This window comes from Halomonas sp. SCS19 (assembly GCF_040147015.1).
Classification (GTDB): Bacteria; Pseudomonadota; Gammaproteobacteria; order Pseudomonadales; family Halomonadaceae; genus Halomonas; species Halomonas litopenaei.
Genome location: NZ_JAMSHN010000001.1, coordinates 3,140,497 through 3,154,470 on the forward strand (window position 1 = coordinate 3,140,497; position 13,974 = coordinate 3,154,470).

Sequence of the window (13,974 nt, forward strand, 5' to 3'; positions counted from 1 at the left end):
GCCCGATGCACAGGTTCCGCGCCCGATCCAATGGATCGGGCGCGGTCGTTGTGGGGTGCCACCACTGGTGTATACATATGATGCGCTGAATGTGGTGCAATGGCAGAAAACGTGAGAAGGTCAAGCTTTCCAAGATGATGGGTAGGCAGCAATGAGCAACGCCTGGCAGCAAGAGGTGCTGGCCGAGATCAAGGCCGGGGGACGCATCAGCGATGGGGATATCGTACGCCAGGTTCGCCGAGCCGTGTTGGCCCAGCGGCTGCCGCCGGGCACTCGACTGCCCGAGGTGACGCTGGGCGAGGTGTTCGGCGTGAGTCGTTCGGTGGTGCGCAAGGCGCTGACGCGTCTGGCCTCCGAGTACGTGGTCGACCAGCGTCCCAATCAGGTGGCGCGGGTGCGCTCACCGGACGTGGACGAAACCCGCCAGACCTTTGCCGCCCGGCGTCTGGTGGAAGGTGAGCTGGCGGCGCTGACCGCCGGCACGCTGCCATCGACGGTACTGCTGCAGATCGAGGATCGTGCCGACCGTGAGCGTCAGGCCTTTCTCGCCAATGATGAGCCTTCGCGCATCGAACATTCCCTGGCGATCCACCACCTGCTGGCGGAGCATTCTCCCAACCGGGTGCTGGGCACCATGCTCACTGACCTGATCCTGCGCACCTCGATCGTTATCGCGCTGTACAAGCGCCAGGGGCTCGGTAGCTGCTATCTCGAGGGCGATCACCACCGTCTGCTCGAGCACCTGCGCAGTGGCGACGCCGCAGCCAGTCGCAACGACATCGAGCATCACCTCGACAGCCTGATGGGCCTTCTCGACCTGGGACCACGGGACAGCCGTATCGACCTCAAGTCGATCCTGGGCGGCGAGGGTTGAGGCGAGACTCCTTTCTTCCTGATTGCCGCCGCGAGCCGTGTTGATCATGCGTTTTCCCTTGTCGATCCTTCTCCTTGGCCTGTCTCTCGGACTTGCACCGATGTCCGCCGTGGCCGACCGGGTTCACGTCGCGGCGGCGTCTTCGCTACAGCTCGCGATGCCCTCCTTGATCGAGCGCTTCAAGACGAGCGACAGCGACGCCAGCAAGGATGGCGACATCGACCTCAGCGTCACCTTCGGCGCCTCGGGCAATCTTCAGCGCCAGATCGAACAGGGGGCGCCCTTCGCGTTGTTTCTGTCGGCGGACGAGCGCCGCGCCCGGGACCTCGAGCAGGCCGGGCTGACCCAGGGCGAGGGCGTCGACTATGCCCAGGGCCGGCTGGTCTGGCTGCAGCGTGACGGCCGACCGCTGCCGCCGCAGGACGCACCGCTTGAGGCGGTGCGCGAGGCGGTCGCAGGGCTTGAGCAGGGAGGCCCTGCGCGGCGTATCGCCCTGGCCAACCCGCGCCACGCCCCTTATGGCATGGCCGCCCGCGAGGTGCTCGAGCGCCAAGGGCTGTGGCAGGCAAGTGAACCCCTGCAACTGTTGGGTGAAAACGTCGCCCAGGCCGCCCAGTTCGCGCTGTCCGCCGAGGCCTCCGGTGGCCTGGTCGCCTATTCCCTGGTCAAGGCGCCACGCCTGGCCGAGCGCGCTGCCTGGCGGCTGATCCCCGCAGACTGGCATCGACCCCTGGTACAGCGCATGGTGCTGCTCGAAGGGGCGGGCGCCGGCGCCGAGGCCTTCTTTGACTTCTTGCAGACGCCCGAGGCGCAGGAGATTCTGCGGGATTATGGTTTCACTGCGCCCGTGACCGGCGAGTAGCCGCTTTATGGACGCTCTGGCGCTGGTCGTCTCGCTCAAGCTGGCCTTGCTGACCAGTCTCTTGTTGTTGGCACCGGGTATCTGGCTAGGGCGGCGCCTGGCCCACAGCCGGTCACGCTGGCGGCCGCTGGCGGAATCCCTGGTGGCACTGCCGCTGGTGATGCCGCCCACCGTCATGGGCTTCTACCTGATGCTCGCCTTCAGTGCCGACGCCCCGCTGGGCGGCGCCTGGCAGGCGCTGACCGGCACCAGCCTGAATTTCTCCTTCAGCGGCATCCTGCTGGCCTCGCTGGTGGTCAACATCCCCTTCGCGGTACAGCCGATCCAGCGTGCCTTCGAGGCCTTGCCGGACCACCTGCGTGAGGCCGCCTGGTGCAGTGGGCTATCGACCTGGCGCACTTTTATGACCATCGAATTGCCGCTGGTGATGCCTGGCGTCATCTCGGCGCTGGCGTTGACCTTTGCCCACACCCTGGGGGAGTTCGGCGTCATCCTGATGGTCGGCGGGGCCATCGATGGCGAGACCCGCACCCTGGCGATTTCCATCTACGACCACGTCCAGGCCTTCGACGAGGGGGCCGCCGGGGTGATGTCAGCGCTGCTGCTGGTGGTCTCCTTCGTGACCATTGCGGTGGTCTACGGGCTGGCGGCGCGCCGCCGCTGGCGGGGGCGTTGAGCATGCACCATCACCAGGATGTCCATACGGGACTCGACGTCGACCTGGCCCAGCCCGGGCCGATCCCGCTCGAGGCGCAGTTCGCCTGCCGTCCCGGGGAGTTGCTGGCGCTGGTCGGACCTTCGGGCAGCGGCAAGTCGACCCTGCTGCGCGCCATCGCGGGGCTCTATGCTCCCGCCTCGGGGACGGTGCACTGTGGCGGTGAGCGGTGGTTTGACGCCGAACAGGGGGTCGTGTGGTCGCCGCAGCGGCGCAGGGTGGGGCTGGTGTTTCAGGACTATGCGCTGTTTCCTCATCTCGACGCCGCCGACAATATCGCCACCGCCCTGGGCCACCTGCCGCGGCGTGAACGTCGCCTGCGAGCCGCGCACTGGCTAGAGCGAGTCAACCTCGAAGGGCTGGAGCGGCGCCTGCCGCGAGAGCTGTCCGGCGGCCAGCGTCAGCGGGTGGCCTTGGCCAGGGCGCTGGCCAGGGAGCCACAGGTGCTGCTGCTCGACGAACCCTTCTCGGCGGTGGACCAGGTGACGCGCCGTCGGCTTCAGCGTGAGCTGGTGCAGTTGCGCGAACGCCTCAATATCCCCATCGTGCTGGTCACCCACGACCTCAACGAGGCCAGCGCCCTGGCCGATCGCCTGTGCGTGCTGCATGGCGGCCGGACCCTGCAGCAGGGCACCCCGAGCGAGCTGTTCCGGCGCCCCGACAGTCCCGAGGTGGCGCGCCTGCTGGACCGGCCGAACATCTTCAGCGGGCGAGTGGTCGATACCGCCCAGGGACTGCGCCTTGGCTGGGGCGAGTGGTGTCTTGAGGTGGCCGCAGGCCTCGAGGGACTCGGCGAGGGAGCCAGGGTGACCTGGTACCTGCCGGAATCCGATATCGTGCTGCAGCGCCGCGACCGGCCCTCCCGCGGGGTGCGGGAAAACCTGGTCACCGCGCGGGTAGACGAGCTGCTGGTGCTGGGCGGACAGAGTTCCGTGACCCTGAGGGTGCCCCACGAAAGCCAGCCCCTGCGCTTTGATATCTCGACCCACGCCGCCAGGCGCAATGGACTCGAGCAGGGTGCCTGGGTCAATGTCTCGTTGCTGGCTGCTGGCATCCACCTGATGCAAGCGGATAAGCTGCCTGCCTTGCCTGCCGATGACCATCCTGACTGAGAGGCCTCCATGACCCTGACTCGCCGTCGATTCCTCAGCTCCCTGGCGCTCGCGCCGGTGGCGTTTTCTACTCCCTTTCTGGCGACGTCGGCCTTTGCCGCCGCCGACAGGGAAGAGGTAACCCTGGTGGTCCATGGATCCCAGGGGCCGAGTCGTCTGACGGTCGAGGTGGCCGACGAGGCGGCGGAGCGCAACCGTGGGCTGATGGGGCGCGAGCGACTGGCCGATGACGCCGGCATGCTGTTTCTCTACGCCAGTCCCCAGGGGGTGCATAACGGCTTCTGGATGTATCAGACCCTGCTGGCGCTGGATATCGCCTTTATCGGTGCCGACGGACGCATCCAGGAGATTCGTCGCATGGAGCCCTGCCAGGGCGAGGCCCAGGAATGTCCGACCACCCGCCCGGCGTCGCGCTACCACGCTGCCCTGGAGGTCAAGGCCGGGACGTTCGAGGCGCTGGGCGTCGGTCCCGGCGACTGTGTCAGCTGGCCGGGCAGCAGCGAGAGCTGCAGCGGCTAGGGGTCCTTGCTGGGGGCGGTGGGTACCGGCGGGGTGGCGGGAGCACGACGAGGCCCGAAGCGGATGACGATCAGCGCCACCCCGGCGACCACCATGCCACCACCGCCCAGCTTGTAGGCGTTGACGCTGTCACCCAGCAGCACGATGCCGAGGATCACCGCCAGCACCGGCACCAGCAGCGTCAGCGGTACCACCCGGTTGACGTCGTGGCGCCGGATCAAGCCAAACCAGATGCCGTAGGCCAGGATCGAGGACATCAGGGCGGTGTAGAGCACCGCCCCCCATCCCGCAAGGCCGGCGTCGAGCATGGCCTGCCAGTGGTTGTCCTCGAACCACCAGGAGGCCAGCGCCAGTTGGGGAGTGGCGAACAGCGCGATCCAGCCGGCAATCGCCATCGGCGAGACCTTGGGTCCGAGCTTGATCAATAGCTGGGATACCGCCCAGCCCAGTGCGCTGGCCAGCAGCAGTGCGGTAGGCAGCGGCGCCGGCAGGGTCGGCCCGCCGGCCAGCACGCCAATGCCGCCGAACGACAGCAACAGTCCCACCAGGCGTTTTGCGCCGAGCCGCTCCCTGAGAAAGATCACCGCCAGCAGGGTGGCGAAGGGCGTACCCATCTGCACCAGCAAGGCACCGGTACCCGCCTCGGCCTGGCCGAGCCCGATGATCAGCAGGGCGAAGTTCATCACCCCGAAGGTCACCGACAGCAGTGCCAGGAAGGGCAGGTGATGGCGCGCCACCGGATGAAAGGGCACCAGCAGCGCGGCCACCAATGCCAGGCGCAGGGTGGTCAGGAGCAAGGGCGGCATGTCTGACACGCCAAGCTTGATGACGATGATGTTCAACGCCCAGATGACGATGACCAGGAGGCCGAGAAGGAGGTCGCGTAGGGGCACCGGTCGTCCTTGATGGGTAAAACGAGCAGCATAGCAGAGCCCCTGGGCCGGTCCGAGGGGCGCCTTCGTTCGACTGCCTTGTTCACCGCGTCATGCTAGCACCCCCTTCGCAGACGTTTGGTGTCCACGCTCTCACAAGCTCCAGCCGTGCAGCCCTCGCACGAACGACATGGCGAGGACATCTGAGCGTGCGTGTCCGAAGGCCAACGGGCCTTTCGCGCATCGCGCGGCACTTGTCGCGGATTACCGTTTGCAGGCATATTGAAAAGTCGACAAGATCAATACGTTTCTCCCTTAATCACCACACTCGACCCCCAGCCTTCGCCAGGCTAGATCCGGCTTCTGATGCAGCGCTTGTGTCAGGTGCCGGTCAGCGTTGGCCTGGCCAAGGGGGCATCAATGCAAGGACACGTCATGACATCTCTGTTCGGCTCGCGCTCGCCGTCTCGTTTCTCTCTCACCCTGGTCGGTGCGGCCATCGCCCTTGGCTCGCTGGCCGCCTCGGCGGACGTCGCAGCGCGGGAACTCAAGGTCTCCACGGTGCTTTCCGATGCCTTCCCCTGGGGCCAGGCCGCTCAGAAGTGGGCTGACCTGGTCGAGGAGCGTTCCGACGGCGAGCTGACGCTCAGGGTCTTTCCCAATTCCCAGCTGGTCAGCGGTGACCAGACCCGGGAGTTCTCGGCGATGCGCTCGGGGCTGATCGACCTGGCGGTGGGCTCGACCATCAACTGGTCGCCCCAGGTGCCGGAACTCAATCTGTTCTCCTTGCCCTTCCTGATGCCGGACGAGAGCGCGGTGGACGCGATCACCGAAGGTGAGGCCGGCGAGCTGGTGTTCCAGGCGATCGAGTCGCGGGGCGTGGTGCCGCTGGCCTGGGGCGAGAACGGCTTCCGCCAGCTGTCCAATTCCCAGGGCGTGATCGACGAGCCGGCGGACCTGGAAGGCCTGAAGATCCGGGTGGTGGGGTCGCCGCTGTTCCAGGACACCTTCAGCGCACTGGGCGCCAACCCGACCCAGATGAGCTGGGCCGACGCCAAGCCGGCGCTGACCACCGGCGCGGTGGATGGCCAGGAGAACCCGCTGTCGGTGTTCGACGTGGCGCGTATCGACCAGGTCGGCCAGGAGCACGTAACGCTGTGGAACTACATGAACGATCCGCTGATCTTCGCCGCTAACCAGCAGGTCTGGAGCACCCTGTCCGATGACGAGAAGGCGTTGCTGCGTGAGACCGCGGTCGAAGCCGGCGCCTGGGAGATCGCCATGACCCGCGAGCAGGAGAGCGAGCGCCTGGCGGCCATTCAGGAGCGTGGTGTGACCGTCACCGACTTGAACGAGGAGCAGCACGAGGCGTTCGTCGCGGCGACCGAAGGGGTTTACGAGAAGTGGGTACCGCGCATCGGCGAGGACCTGGTCGAGGCCGCCCGAAGCGCCATCGACGCGCGCTGAGCAACCGCTCTGACGCGGCGGTAAACCTTGTGCCGACCCTCATGATCGAGGGTCGGCGTTGATTGACTCCCTACCGACGCCCTTTCTCGATGAAACGTCCTGATGCACGAATCGAGCGCACCCTGGCCACCCTGGCGATCCTGATCATCGGTGCGATCAGCCTGGTCAATGTGGTGGTGCGCTACATCACCGGTGGTTCCTTTGCGTTCACCGAAGAGTTTTCTGTCTTTCTGCTGGTCATGTTGACCTTCGCCGGTGCCTCGGTGGCTCTGCGAAGCCATCGCCATATCCGTATCGGCCTGCTGGAGCGGGCGCTGCCGCCGCTTGGCTATCGCCTGCTGGTGATCTTCCAGGGCTTGTGCGGGCTGCTGGTGCTGGGCCTGATCACCTGGTTCGGTGCGCTCATGACCTGGCAGGAGTACCAGTGGCAGTCGTTGTCGCCCGGACTTGGGCTGCCCCAGTGGTGGTACCTGATCTGGCTGCCGCTATTGTCGGGGCTGATGTTCCTCCGCCAGTGCCAGGCGAGCCTGGAGCGACTGCGCGGAGGTGCTCACGATGACGCCTGATGTATGGATGCTGATCGCCTTTCTGGTGCTGCTGATCGCCGGCGTGCCGGTGGCCTTTTCGCTGGGCCTGTCCGGCGCCGTGGGCATCGTCACCGGGCTGTCGCCGGCGATGCTGGCGACCCTTGGCACCAATACCTACAACAGCGTGGCCAAGTATCCGCTGATCGCCATTCCGCTATTTATCCTGACCGGGCTGATCTTCGAGCGGGCGGGGGTCGCGGCACGCCTGGTGCGCTTCGCCCAGGCGCTGATCGGGCCTCGCCATGGTGGCCTCGCGGTGGTCGCGGTGGTGGTGTGCATGATCATGGGGGGCATGAGCGGCTCCGGCCCCGCCGACGCCGCCGCGGTGGCGATGGTGATGCTGCCGAGCATGACCCGCGCGGGCTATCCGCGGCCCTTCTCGGCGACCCTGATCGCTTCCTCGGCGTCTACCGCCATCCTGATCCCGCCTTCGGTGGCCTTGATCCTGTACTCCATCGTGGTGCCGGGAGTGGATCTGCGGGCGCTGTTCGCCGCCGGACTCTTTCCCGGGGTGCTGGCCGGCGCTTCGCTGCTGATTCCGGCGTTGTGGCTGTCCCGGCGCTATGGTTGGGAAGACCCTGCCGAGATGGAGCGCCCACCCATCGGCAAGAGCTTCCGCGAGGCGCTGCCGGCGCTGTTCGCGCCGGTGATCATACTCGGCGGTCTGCGCAGTGGCCTGTTCACGCCCACCGAGGCGGCGGTGGTCGCCGTGGCCTACGGCATCCTGGTCGGCCTGGTGCTGACCCGTGAGCTGTCGCTCAAGGACCTGTGGGGGCTGATGGGCGAGGCGGCGGTGGTGTCCGGGGTGGTCATGCTGATCATCGCCCTGGCGGGCATCTTCGCCTGGTCCGGGACCATGCTCGGCACCTTCCGTCACCTGGCAGAGTGGGTCATCGGGCTATCCGACAACGGCACCTTGCTGCTGCTGTTGATCATGCTGGCGGTGCTGGCCGCGGGCATGCTGCTGGACGCCATCTCGATCTACCTGATCATGATGCCGATCCTGATCCCGGTGATGCAGCACTTCGGCTGGAATCCGGTGTGGTTCGGCATCCTGCTGGCCATGAACATCGCCATCGGCCAGTTTACTCCGCCGGTGGCGGTCAACCTGATGGTGACCACCGAGGTCGCCAAGGTCAGGCTGGAGCAGACCCTGGGCTGGGCCATGGTGTTCGTGGCGGCGATGGCCTCGGCGCTGGCATTGGTGGTGATCTTCCCGGAGATCGCGCTGTGGCTGCCTCGGGTGCTGGGTTACAACGTCTAGGCCGCCTGGGGCAGTACCCTGGGCAGTGGGGGCACAAGGCGCGAGCATGGCTCGCGCCTTGTTGTGTTCATGGTCTTCAGTCGTTGTCGGTCAGCGTCTCGAGCCAGCGTTGATGGACGTCTCGGCTGGCCTCGTCGAACAGCACGAAGCGTACCAGTTCGATATCGGGGCAGGCGGGCAGGGTGGTCAGGACCGTGGACACGGCAATTTCCGCCGCCTCGTTCAGCGGGTAGCCGAATACGCCGGTGGACAGTGCCGGGAACGCCACTCGACGGATGCCTTGCTGCTGGGCCAGGCCCAGCGCCTCTCGGTAGCAGCCGGCGAGCAGTTCGGCGCTCGGTTCGTCGACGCCGTAGACCGGGCCGAGGCAGTGGATCACCCAGGCGTTGGGCAGCGCAAAGCCTTCGGTGATGACCGCCTGGCCGGGGCGAATCGGTGCCAGCGGCCGCCCGGCCTGGGCCAGCTCCGGGCCGGCGGCACGGTGAAGGGCGCCGGCCACACCGCCGCCGCTTTCCAGCTGGGCGTTGGCTGCGTTGACCACCGCCTCGACGTCGGCCTGGCGGGCGATGTCACCGGTAATGCATTCGATCAAGGGATAGTCCATGGAGACTCCTGTCATTGGCTTGCGGTGGTAACCGTCGGTGACGGTAGCGGCCCTGTGGCCAGCCGGTCGATGTCCTGACGGCGGTCGCCCGCCAGTGGAAGCCGCTTCCTGGCACGCTCCAGGGTGTCGCGCTCGAGCTGCCAGCTGACCAACGCTTCCTCTTCGCCCAGAACCTCTGGCGACGCCTCGGGGGTGACCAGTGGCGGACACAACAGCGAGTGCCCCCAGCCGTTACCGGCCCGGTTGAGGCTTAGCCAGTAGCATTGGTTTTCCATCGCCCGGGTGATGACGAAGCTGTGCCAGCTGGTGAAGGAGAAGTCCCGAGTGAAGGCCACCGGGTGGATCATGAGGTCGACGCCCAACCGGCGGTAGCGGGCGGCCAGCTCACCGAACCTGAGGTCGTAGCAGATCATGAAGCCGACGCGCCAGCCGGCGATATCCAGCGTCACCAGGCGCTCGCCCGGGCTGAAGTGGGCCGCCTCGGCGCTGGCGCCGAACTGGGCGCAGTGCAGCTTGTCGTAGGCTCCCGCCAGTTGCCCCTCGGCGTCGACGACCACCTGGCTGATATGGCGCCAGAGGGAGCCGTCGGCCCGGCGTGATCTGCGCGCCACGCCGAAGGCGATCGGGCACCTGAGTTCCCGAGCCAGCGCGCAATAGTGTGCTGTCACAGGCCCTTGCAGGTCGTCATCGAGTTCATCCATCGCCTCGAAGGCCTGCTCGCCGTACTCCTGGGACGACAGCTCCGGCAGCACGATCAGCTGTGGGCGTTGCTGCGACGCGGCAGTGCGCAGGCGCCCGGCCAGGGCGTCCAGGTGGTCGCGCTGGTCGAGCCGATTGCGGGTCGCCGGGATTGTGGTCTGGCAAGCCAGCAGGCGCATGGATTCCTCGCAGTTGGCGAAAGAGGCAGGGTAACCCGAATCGACAGCGCGACGACATGGGCGGCAGTCGATTGCGTCAGCGGTGCCAAGGGCTATGCTCACGGTAGACCGTCGACGCTCGATTTCCGCTCCGCGAGTGTCAGTGGTCGAGCGCCTTAAGTCCTCGTTGTGTACCTGGCCATCGTTGCAGGCCGACGGGGAGGGAAGGGATATTTCTCCACGCCCTGAGGGGCGTGCAGAAAAAATTAACGCCCACTAAACGTTAGCGGTAGCTAAACTCTCGTTTTACAATGATTCGGCCTGGTCTCTCCAGGTGAATTTATCGCAAAAGGAATGACTGGTGGATCTTTTGCCGGCCCAGGAGGGGCAAGGCACGAGTCCATGCCGTCAACGTCGACAATACCAAAAGAGGTGTGACCATGAAGCGCCATGCTTTCTCCGCCGCTGCACTGTCCAGCGCCATTCTCGGAGCCGCCATGTTCACGTCCCCGGCCATGGCCCAGGACGAAGAACAGTTCATCACCATCGGCACCGGGGGTCAGACCGGCGTGTATTACGTCGTTGGCCAGTCTGTCTGCCGCTTTGTGAATCGCAACAGCGAAGAGACCGGCATCCGCTGTAACGCGCCGTCCACCGGTGGCTCCGTGGCCAACGTCAATGGTATTCGCAGTGGCGAGCTGACCATGGGTGTCGCCCAGTCTGATGTGCAGTATCAGGCCTATAACGGTACCGGCAACTTCGAGGGCGAAGCCTACGAAGACCTGCGTGCCGTGTTCAAGGTGCATGGCGAGCCGCTGACCATCCTGGCCCGTGCCGACGCCGACATCGAGAGCCTCGATGACCTGGCCGGCAAGCGCGTCAACATCGGTAACCCGGGTTCCGGCCAGCGCAACACCATGGAAGTGGTGATGGACGCCAAGGGCTGGACCGAAGACACCTTCTCGCTGGCCTCGCAGCTCGACGCAGCCGAGATGGCATCTGCCCTGTCGGACAACAACATCGACGCCATGGCCTACGTCGTCGGCCACCCCAATGGTTCCATCCAGGAAGCCACCACCACCGTCGACGCCAAGCTGGTGCCACTCAACGACGACGCCATCAAGGGCCTGGTCGAGGAGTATCCGTACTACTCCATGTCCACCATTCCAGGCGGTCTGTACAAGGGCAACCCGGATGACGTCGAGACCTTCGGTGTCGCCGCGACCTTCGTGACCAGCGCCGAGGCCGACGACGAGCTGGTCTACCAGACCGTCAAGGCAGTGTTCGACAACTTCGATCGCTTCAAGCGTCTGCACCCGGCCTTCGAAAACCTGGATCCGCAGGACATGGTATCCAACGGTCTGTCCGCACCGCTGCATGAAGGTGCCGCTCGTTACTATCGCGAGCAGGGCTGGATCGAGTAAGGGTTCTTCCCCTCTCGGGGGAATAGCCAGCTAATCTCTGCGCGGTCGGCCGTTGGGCGGCCGCGCAGTGCGTTGTGGCCCGTCGATGGATCGACACCGGACGTTCGGTAGAGACCAGACAGCGCCAGCACGACTGGCCCGCGAAAGCGGGCATTCGGGGATGGAGGCGAAGCCCTCCATCATGACGATTCCTCTTCCAGGCAGGGCACGCTTATGACTGAGGACAACAAGAGATCCACGCAGTCCGAAGTGGATCTCGAGGACATGGTCGCCTCCAGCGACTCCGGTTCGCGCAACCCCTTGGGTGCGCCCGGCAAGCTGCTGGTAGGCGTTGCGGCGGCATGGTCGCTGTTCCAGCTATGGATTGCTTCGCCGTTGCCGTTCATGGCCGGCGTCGGCGTCTTCAACGCCACCGAAGCGCGCTCTATTCACCTGGCCTTTGCATTGTTTCTGGCCTTCATGGCCTACCCCGCGACCAAGCGCTCGCCGCGGGACCGCATTCCTCTTCAGGATTGGGTGCTGGCGATTCTGGCCGCTTCCGCCGGGGCTTACATGTTCGTGTTCTACGAACAGCTGGCGGATCGTCCTGGCGCACCCATCCTGCAGGACGTCATCGTCGGTGTGACCGGCCTGATCCTGCTGCTCGAGGCAACACGGCGGGCGCTCGGGCCGCCGCTGATGATCATCGCCTCGATCTTTATCTTCTATTCGCTGGCGGGGCCCTGGATGCCGGGTATCCTCGCTCACCGTGGCGTCAGCCTTTACGGCCTGGTCAATCACCAGTGGCTGACCACCCAGGGTGTGTTTGGTATCGCCCTGGGCGTTTCGACCAGTTTCGTCTTCCTGTTTGTGCTGTTTGGCGCGCTGCTCGACAAGGCAGGTGCCGGCAACTACTTCATCAAGGTCGCCTTCTCGCTGCTGGGCCACTACAAGGGCGGGCCCGCCAAGGCCGCCGTGGTGGCCTCCGGCATGACCGGCCTGATCTCCGGCTCGTCCATCGCCAATACCGTGACCACCGGTACCTTCACCATTCCGATGATGAAGCGTGTCGGCTTCTCCTCGGAGAAGGCCGGTGCGGTGGAGGTGTCCTCCTCGGTCAATGGTCAGATCATGCCGCCGGTGATGGGCGCCGCCGCCTTCCTGATGGTGGAGTACGTCGGCATTTCCTACGTGGAGGTGATCAAGCACGCCTTCCTGCCGGCGCTGATTTCCTATATCGCGTTGATCTACATCGTTCACCTCGAGGCGCTCAAGGCCAACATGGAGGGGCTGGAAAGCTCTAACCCGCCCAAGCCGCTGGTACGCAAGGTGATCGGCTTCCTCGGTGGTCTGCTGCTGATGATGGTGGTGGCGCTGGGTGTCTACTACGGCCTGGGCTGGCTCAAGCCGGTACTGGGTGATGCGACTCCCTGGGTGGTGGCCGTGGCGCTCTCGGTGGTCTACGTGGCGCTGTTGAAGCTGGGGGCAAACTATCCCGAGCTCGAGCTCGATGATCCCAACGAGCCTATCTACAAGCTGCCCCAGACCCGACCCACGGTGCTGGTAGGCCTGCAGTACATCCTGCCGGTGATCGTGCTGATCTGGTGCCTGATGGTGGAGCGCCTGTCACCGGGACTGTCCGCCTTCTGGGCGACGGTGTTCATGATCTTCATCATGCTGACCCAGCGCCCGATCATGCACGCCTTCCGTGGGCGGGGTGATCTTGGCAAGGATCTGCGCGAAGGCTGTCTGGACCTGTGGACGGGGCTGGTGACCGGTGCGCGCAACATGATCGGTATCGGTATCGCCACCGCCACCGCCGGCATCATCGTGGGTGCGGTCTCCCAGACGGGGGTCGGCCTGGTGCTCGCGGACGTGGTCGAGATCCTGTCCATGGGCAACCTGATGCTGATCCTGTTCTTCACCGCCATTCTCAGCCTGATCCTGGGTATGGGGCTGCCGACCACCGCCAACTACATCGTGGTGTCGGCGCTGCTGGCTCCGGTGATCGTGCAACTGGGTGAGCAGAACGGTCTGCTGGTACCGCTGATCGCGGTGCACCTGTTCGTGTTCTACTTTGGCATCATGGCCGACGTCACGCCGCCGGTGGGCCTTGCCTCCTTTGCCGCCGCGGCGGTTTCTGGAGGGGATCCGATCCGCACCGGCTTCCAGGCGTTCTACTACAGCCTGCGTACCGCCGCGTTGCCGTTCCTGTTCATCTTCAACACCGACCTGCTGCTGATCGATGTGGCGCCCTTGCAGGGCGTATTGATCTTCGTGGTGGCGACCATCGCCATGCTGATCTTCGCCGCGGCGACCCAGGGCTACATGATCACCCGCAATCGTGTCTACGAGAGCGTCCTGCTGCTGCTGGTGGCCTTCACCCTGTTCCGCCCGGGCTTCTGGATGGACATCATCCATGATCCTTATCGCAGTGTGCCGCCGTCCGAGTTCGTCGAGGCCTACGGCAACGTGGACGAGGACAGCACCCTGCGTCTGCAGGTCAAGGGCGAGGACGCCTTCGGCGATCCGCTGACGACCTACATGACGCTGCCGGTGGCAGACGGCGAGACCGGTGAGGATCGCCTGCTCAATCTCGGTCTGGAATTGATCGTCGAGGACGGTCGCGCCATCGTCGACATGGTGACCTATGGCAGTCAGGCTGCGGATCTCGGCTTCGACTTCGATCAGGAGATCGTCGAGATTCAGGCACCGGTGGACCGCTGGCCGAAAGAGCTGATGTGGATTCCGGCGCTGCTGCTGTTCGCCCTGATCGTGTTGGCACAGCGCCGTCGTCGGCCCCCCGAAACCACTGAGGCTAAGGCCTGAGGAGGTCCG

At 65.4% G+C, this 13,974-nt stretch carries 13 protein-coding genes; 10 read left to right on the forward strand and 3 right to left on the reverse strand.

Going from position 1 to position 13,974, the window contains the following annotated elements; all coding sequences use genetic code 11:
• Positions 1 to 151: 151 nt before the first annotated feature.
• Genes NFH97_RS13700 through NFH97_RS13720 form a run of 5 tightly spaced genes read left to right on the forward strand, consistent with a single transcriptional unit; the run spans position 152 to position 4,082 of the window.
• Positions 152 to 874, forward strand: coding sequence for a GntR family transcriptional regulator (locus NFH97_RS13700; protein ID WP_045994095.1), 723 nt, complete (start codon positions 152 to 154; stop codon positions 872 to 874).
• A gap of 46 nt (positions 875 to 920) precedes the next feature.
• A complete protein-coding gene (modA, locus tag NFH97_RS13705; protein WP_348814740.1) occupies positions 921 to 1,736 on the forward strand; it encodes a molybdate ABC transporter substrate-binding protein in 816 nt (271 codons plus the stop codon).
• Between the two features lie 7 nt (positions 1,737 to 1,743).
• Positions 1,744 to 2,412 (forward strand): molybdate ABC transporter permease subunit, encoded by a 669-nt coding sequence (gene modB / locus NFH97_RS13710; protein ID WP_045994094.1) that lies wholly within the window; start codon positions 1,744 to 1,746, stop codon positions 2,410 to 2,412.
• Between the two features lie 2 nt (positions 2,413 to 2,414).
• Positions 2,415 to 3,563 (forward strand): ABC transporter ATP-binding protein, encoded by a 1,149-nt coding sequence (locus NFH97_RS13715; RefSeq protein ID WP_108448254.1) that lies wholly within the window; start codon positions 2,415 to 2,417, stop codon positions 3,561 to 3,563.
• A 9-nt stretch (positions 3,564 to 3,572) separates the two neighbouring features.
• Positions 3,573 to 4,082 (forward strand): DUF192 domain-containing protein, encoded by a 510-nt coding sequence (locus NFH97_RS13720; protein WP_045994092.1) that lies wholly within the window; start codon positions 3,573 to 3,575, stop codon positions 4,080 to 4,082.
• On the opposite strand, the gene NFH97_RS13725 is transcribed toward NFH97_RS13720, so the two are convergent.
• Complete coding sequence (locus NFH97_RS13725; RefSeq protein WP_348814739.1) at positions 4,079 to 4,975, reverse strand: DMT family transporter; 897 nt, start codon at positions 4,973 to 4,975, stop codon at positions 4,079 to 4,081. The two genes, NFH97_RS13720 and NFH97_RS13725, sit on opposite strands and share 4 nt — an antisense overlap.
• Positions 4,976 to 5,389: 414 nt before the next feature.
• On the opposite strand from NFH97_RS13725, the gene NFH97_RS13730 reads away from it, so the two are divergent.
• The 3 genes from NFH97_RS13730 (at position 5,390) to NFH97_RS13740 (ending at position 8,272) form a co-directional block, all read left to right on the forward strand.
• The gene (locus NFH97_RS13730) at positions 5,390 to 6,421 is read left to right on the forward strand and encodes a DctP family TRAP transporter solute-binding subunit (protein WP_375037969.1); all 1,032 of its coding nucleotides are present in this window, start codon (positions 5,390 to 5,392) and stop codon (positions 6,419 to 6,421) included.
• Positions 6,422 to 6,510: 89 nt separating this feature from the next.
• Positions 6,511 to 6,987: a TRAP transporter small permease gene (locus NFH97_RS13735; RefSeq protein ID WP_045994089.1), complete on the forward strand. Its 477-nt coding sequence runs from the start codon at positions 6,511 to 6,513 to the stop codon at positions 6,985 to 6,987.
• Positions 6,977 to 8,272 (forward strand): TRAP transporter large permease, encoded by a 1,296-nt coding sequence (locus NFH97_RS13740; protein ID WP_045994088.1) that lies wholly within the window; start codon positions 6,977 to 6,979, stop codon positions 8,270 to 8,272. The genes NFH97_RS13735 and NFH97_RS13740 overlap by 11 nt, the downstream gene beginning before the upstream one ends.
• A gap of 76 nt (positions 8,273 to 8,348) precedes the next feature.
• Here NFH97_RS13740 and NFH97_RS13745 read toward each other — a convergent pair whose 3' ends face one another.
• Entirely contained in the window at positions 8,349 to 8,876 is a 528-nt protein-coding gene (locus NFH97_RS13745) for a macro domain-containing protein (protein WP_204248980.1), read from the reverse strand.
• An 11-nt stretch (positions 8,877 to 8,887) separates the two neighbouring features.
• Positions 8,888 to 9,754 carry a carbon-nitrogen hydrolase family protein gene (locus tag NFH97_RS13750; protein WP_052704464.1) on the reverse strand — a complete coding sequence of 289 codons (867 nt, stop codon included), beginning with the start codon at positions 9,752 to 9,754 and terminating at the stop codon, positions 8,888 to 8,890.
• 419 nt (positions 9,755 to 10,173) lie between these two features.
• Here NFH97_RS13750 and NFH97_RS13755 point away from each other — a divergent pair, with 419 nt between their 5' ends.
• Together NFH97_RS13755 and NFH97_RS13760 are read left to right on the forward strand one after the other, a co-directional pair.
• On the forward strand, positions 10,174 to 11,157 hold the full coding sequence (locus NFH97_RS13755; RefSeq protein ID WP_045994086.1) for a TAXI family TRAP transporter solute-binding subunit: 984 nt from the start codon (positions 10,174 to 10,176) through the stop codon (positions 11,155 to 11,157).
• 213 nt (positions 11,158 to 11,370) lie between these two features.
• Complete coding sequence (locus NFH97_RS13760; protein WP_213229156.1) at positions 11,371 to 13,965, forward strand: TRAP transporter permease; 2,595 nt, start codon at positions 11,371 to 11,373, stop codon at positions 13,963 to 13,965.
• The last annotated feature ends 9 nt before the right edge of the window (positions 13,966 to 13,974 follow it).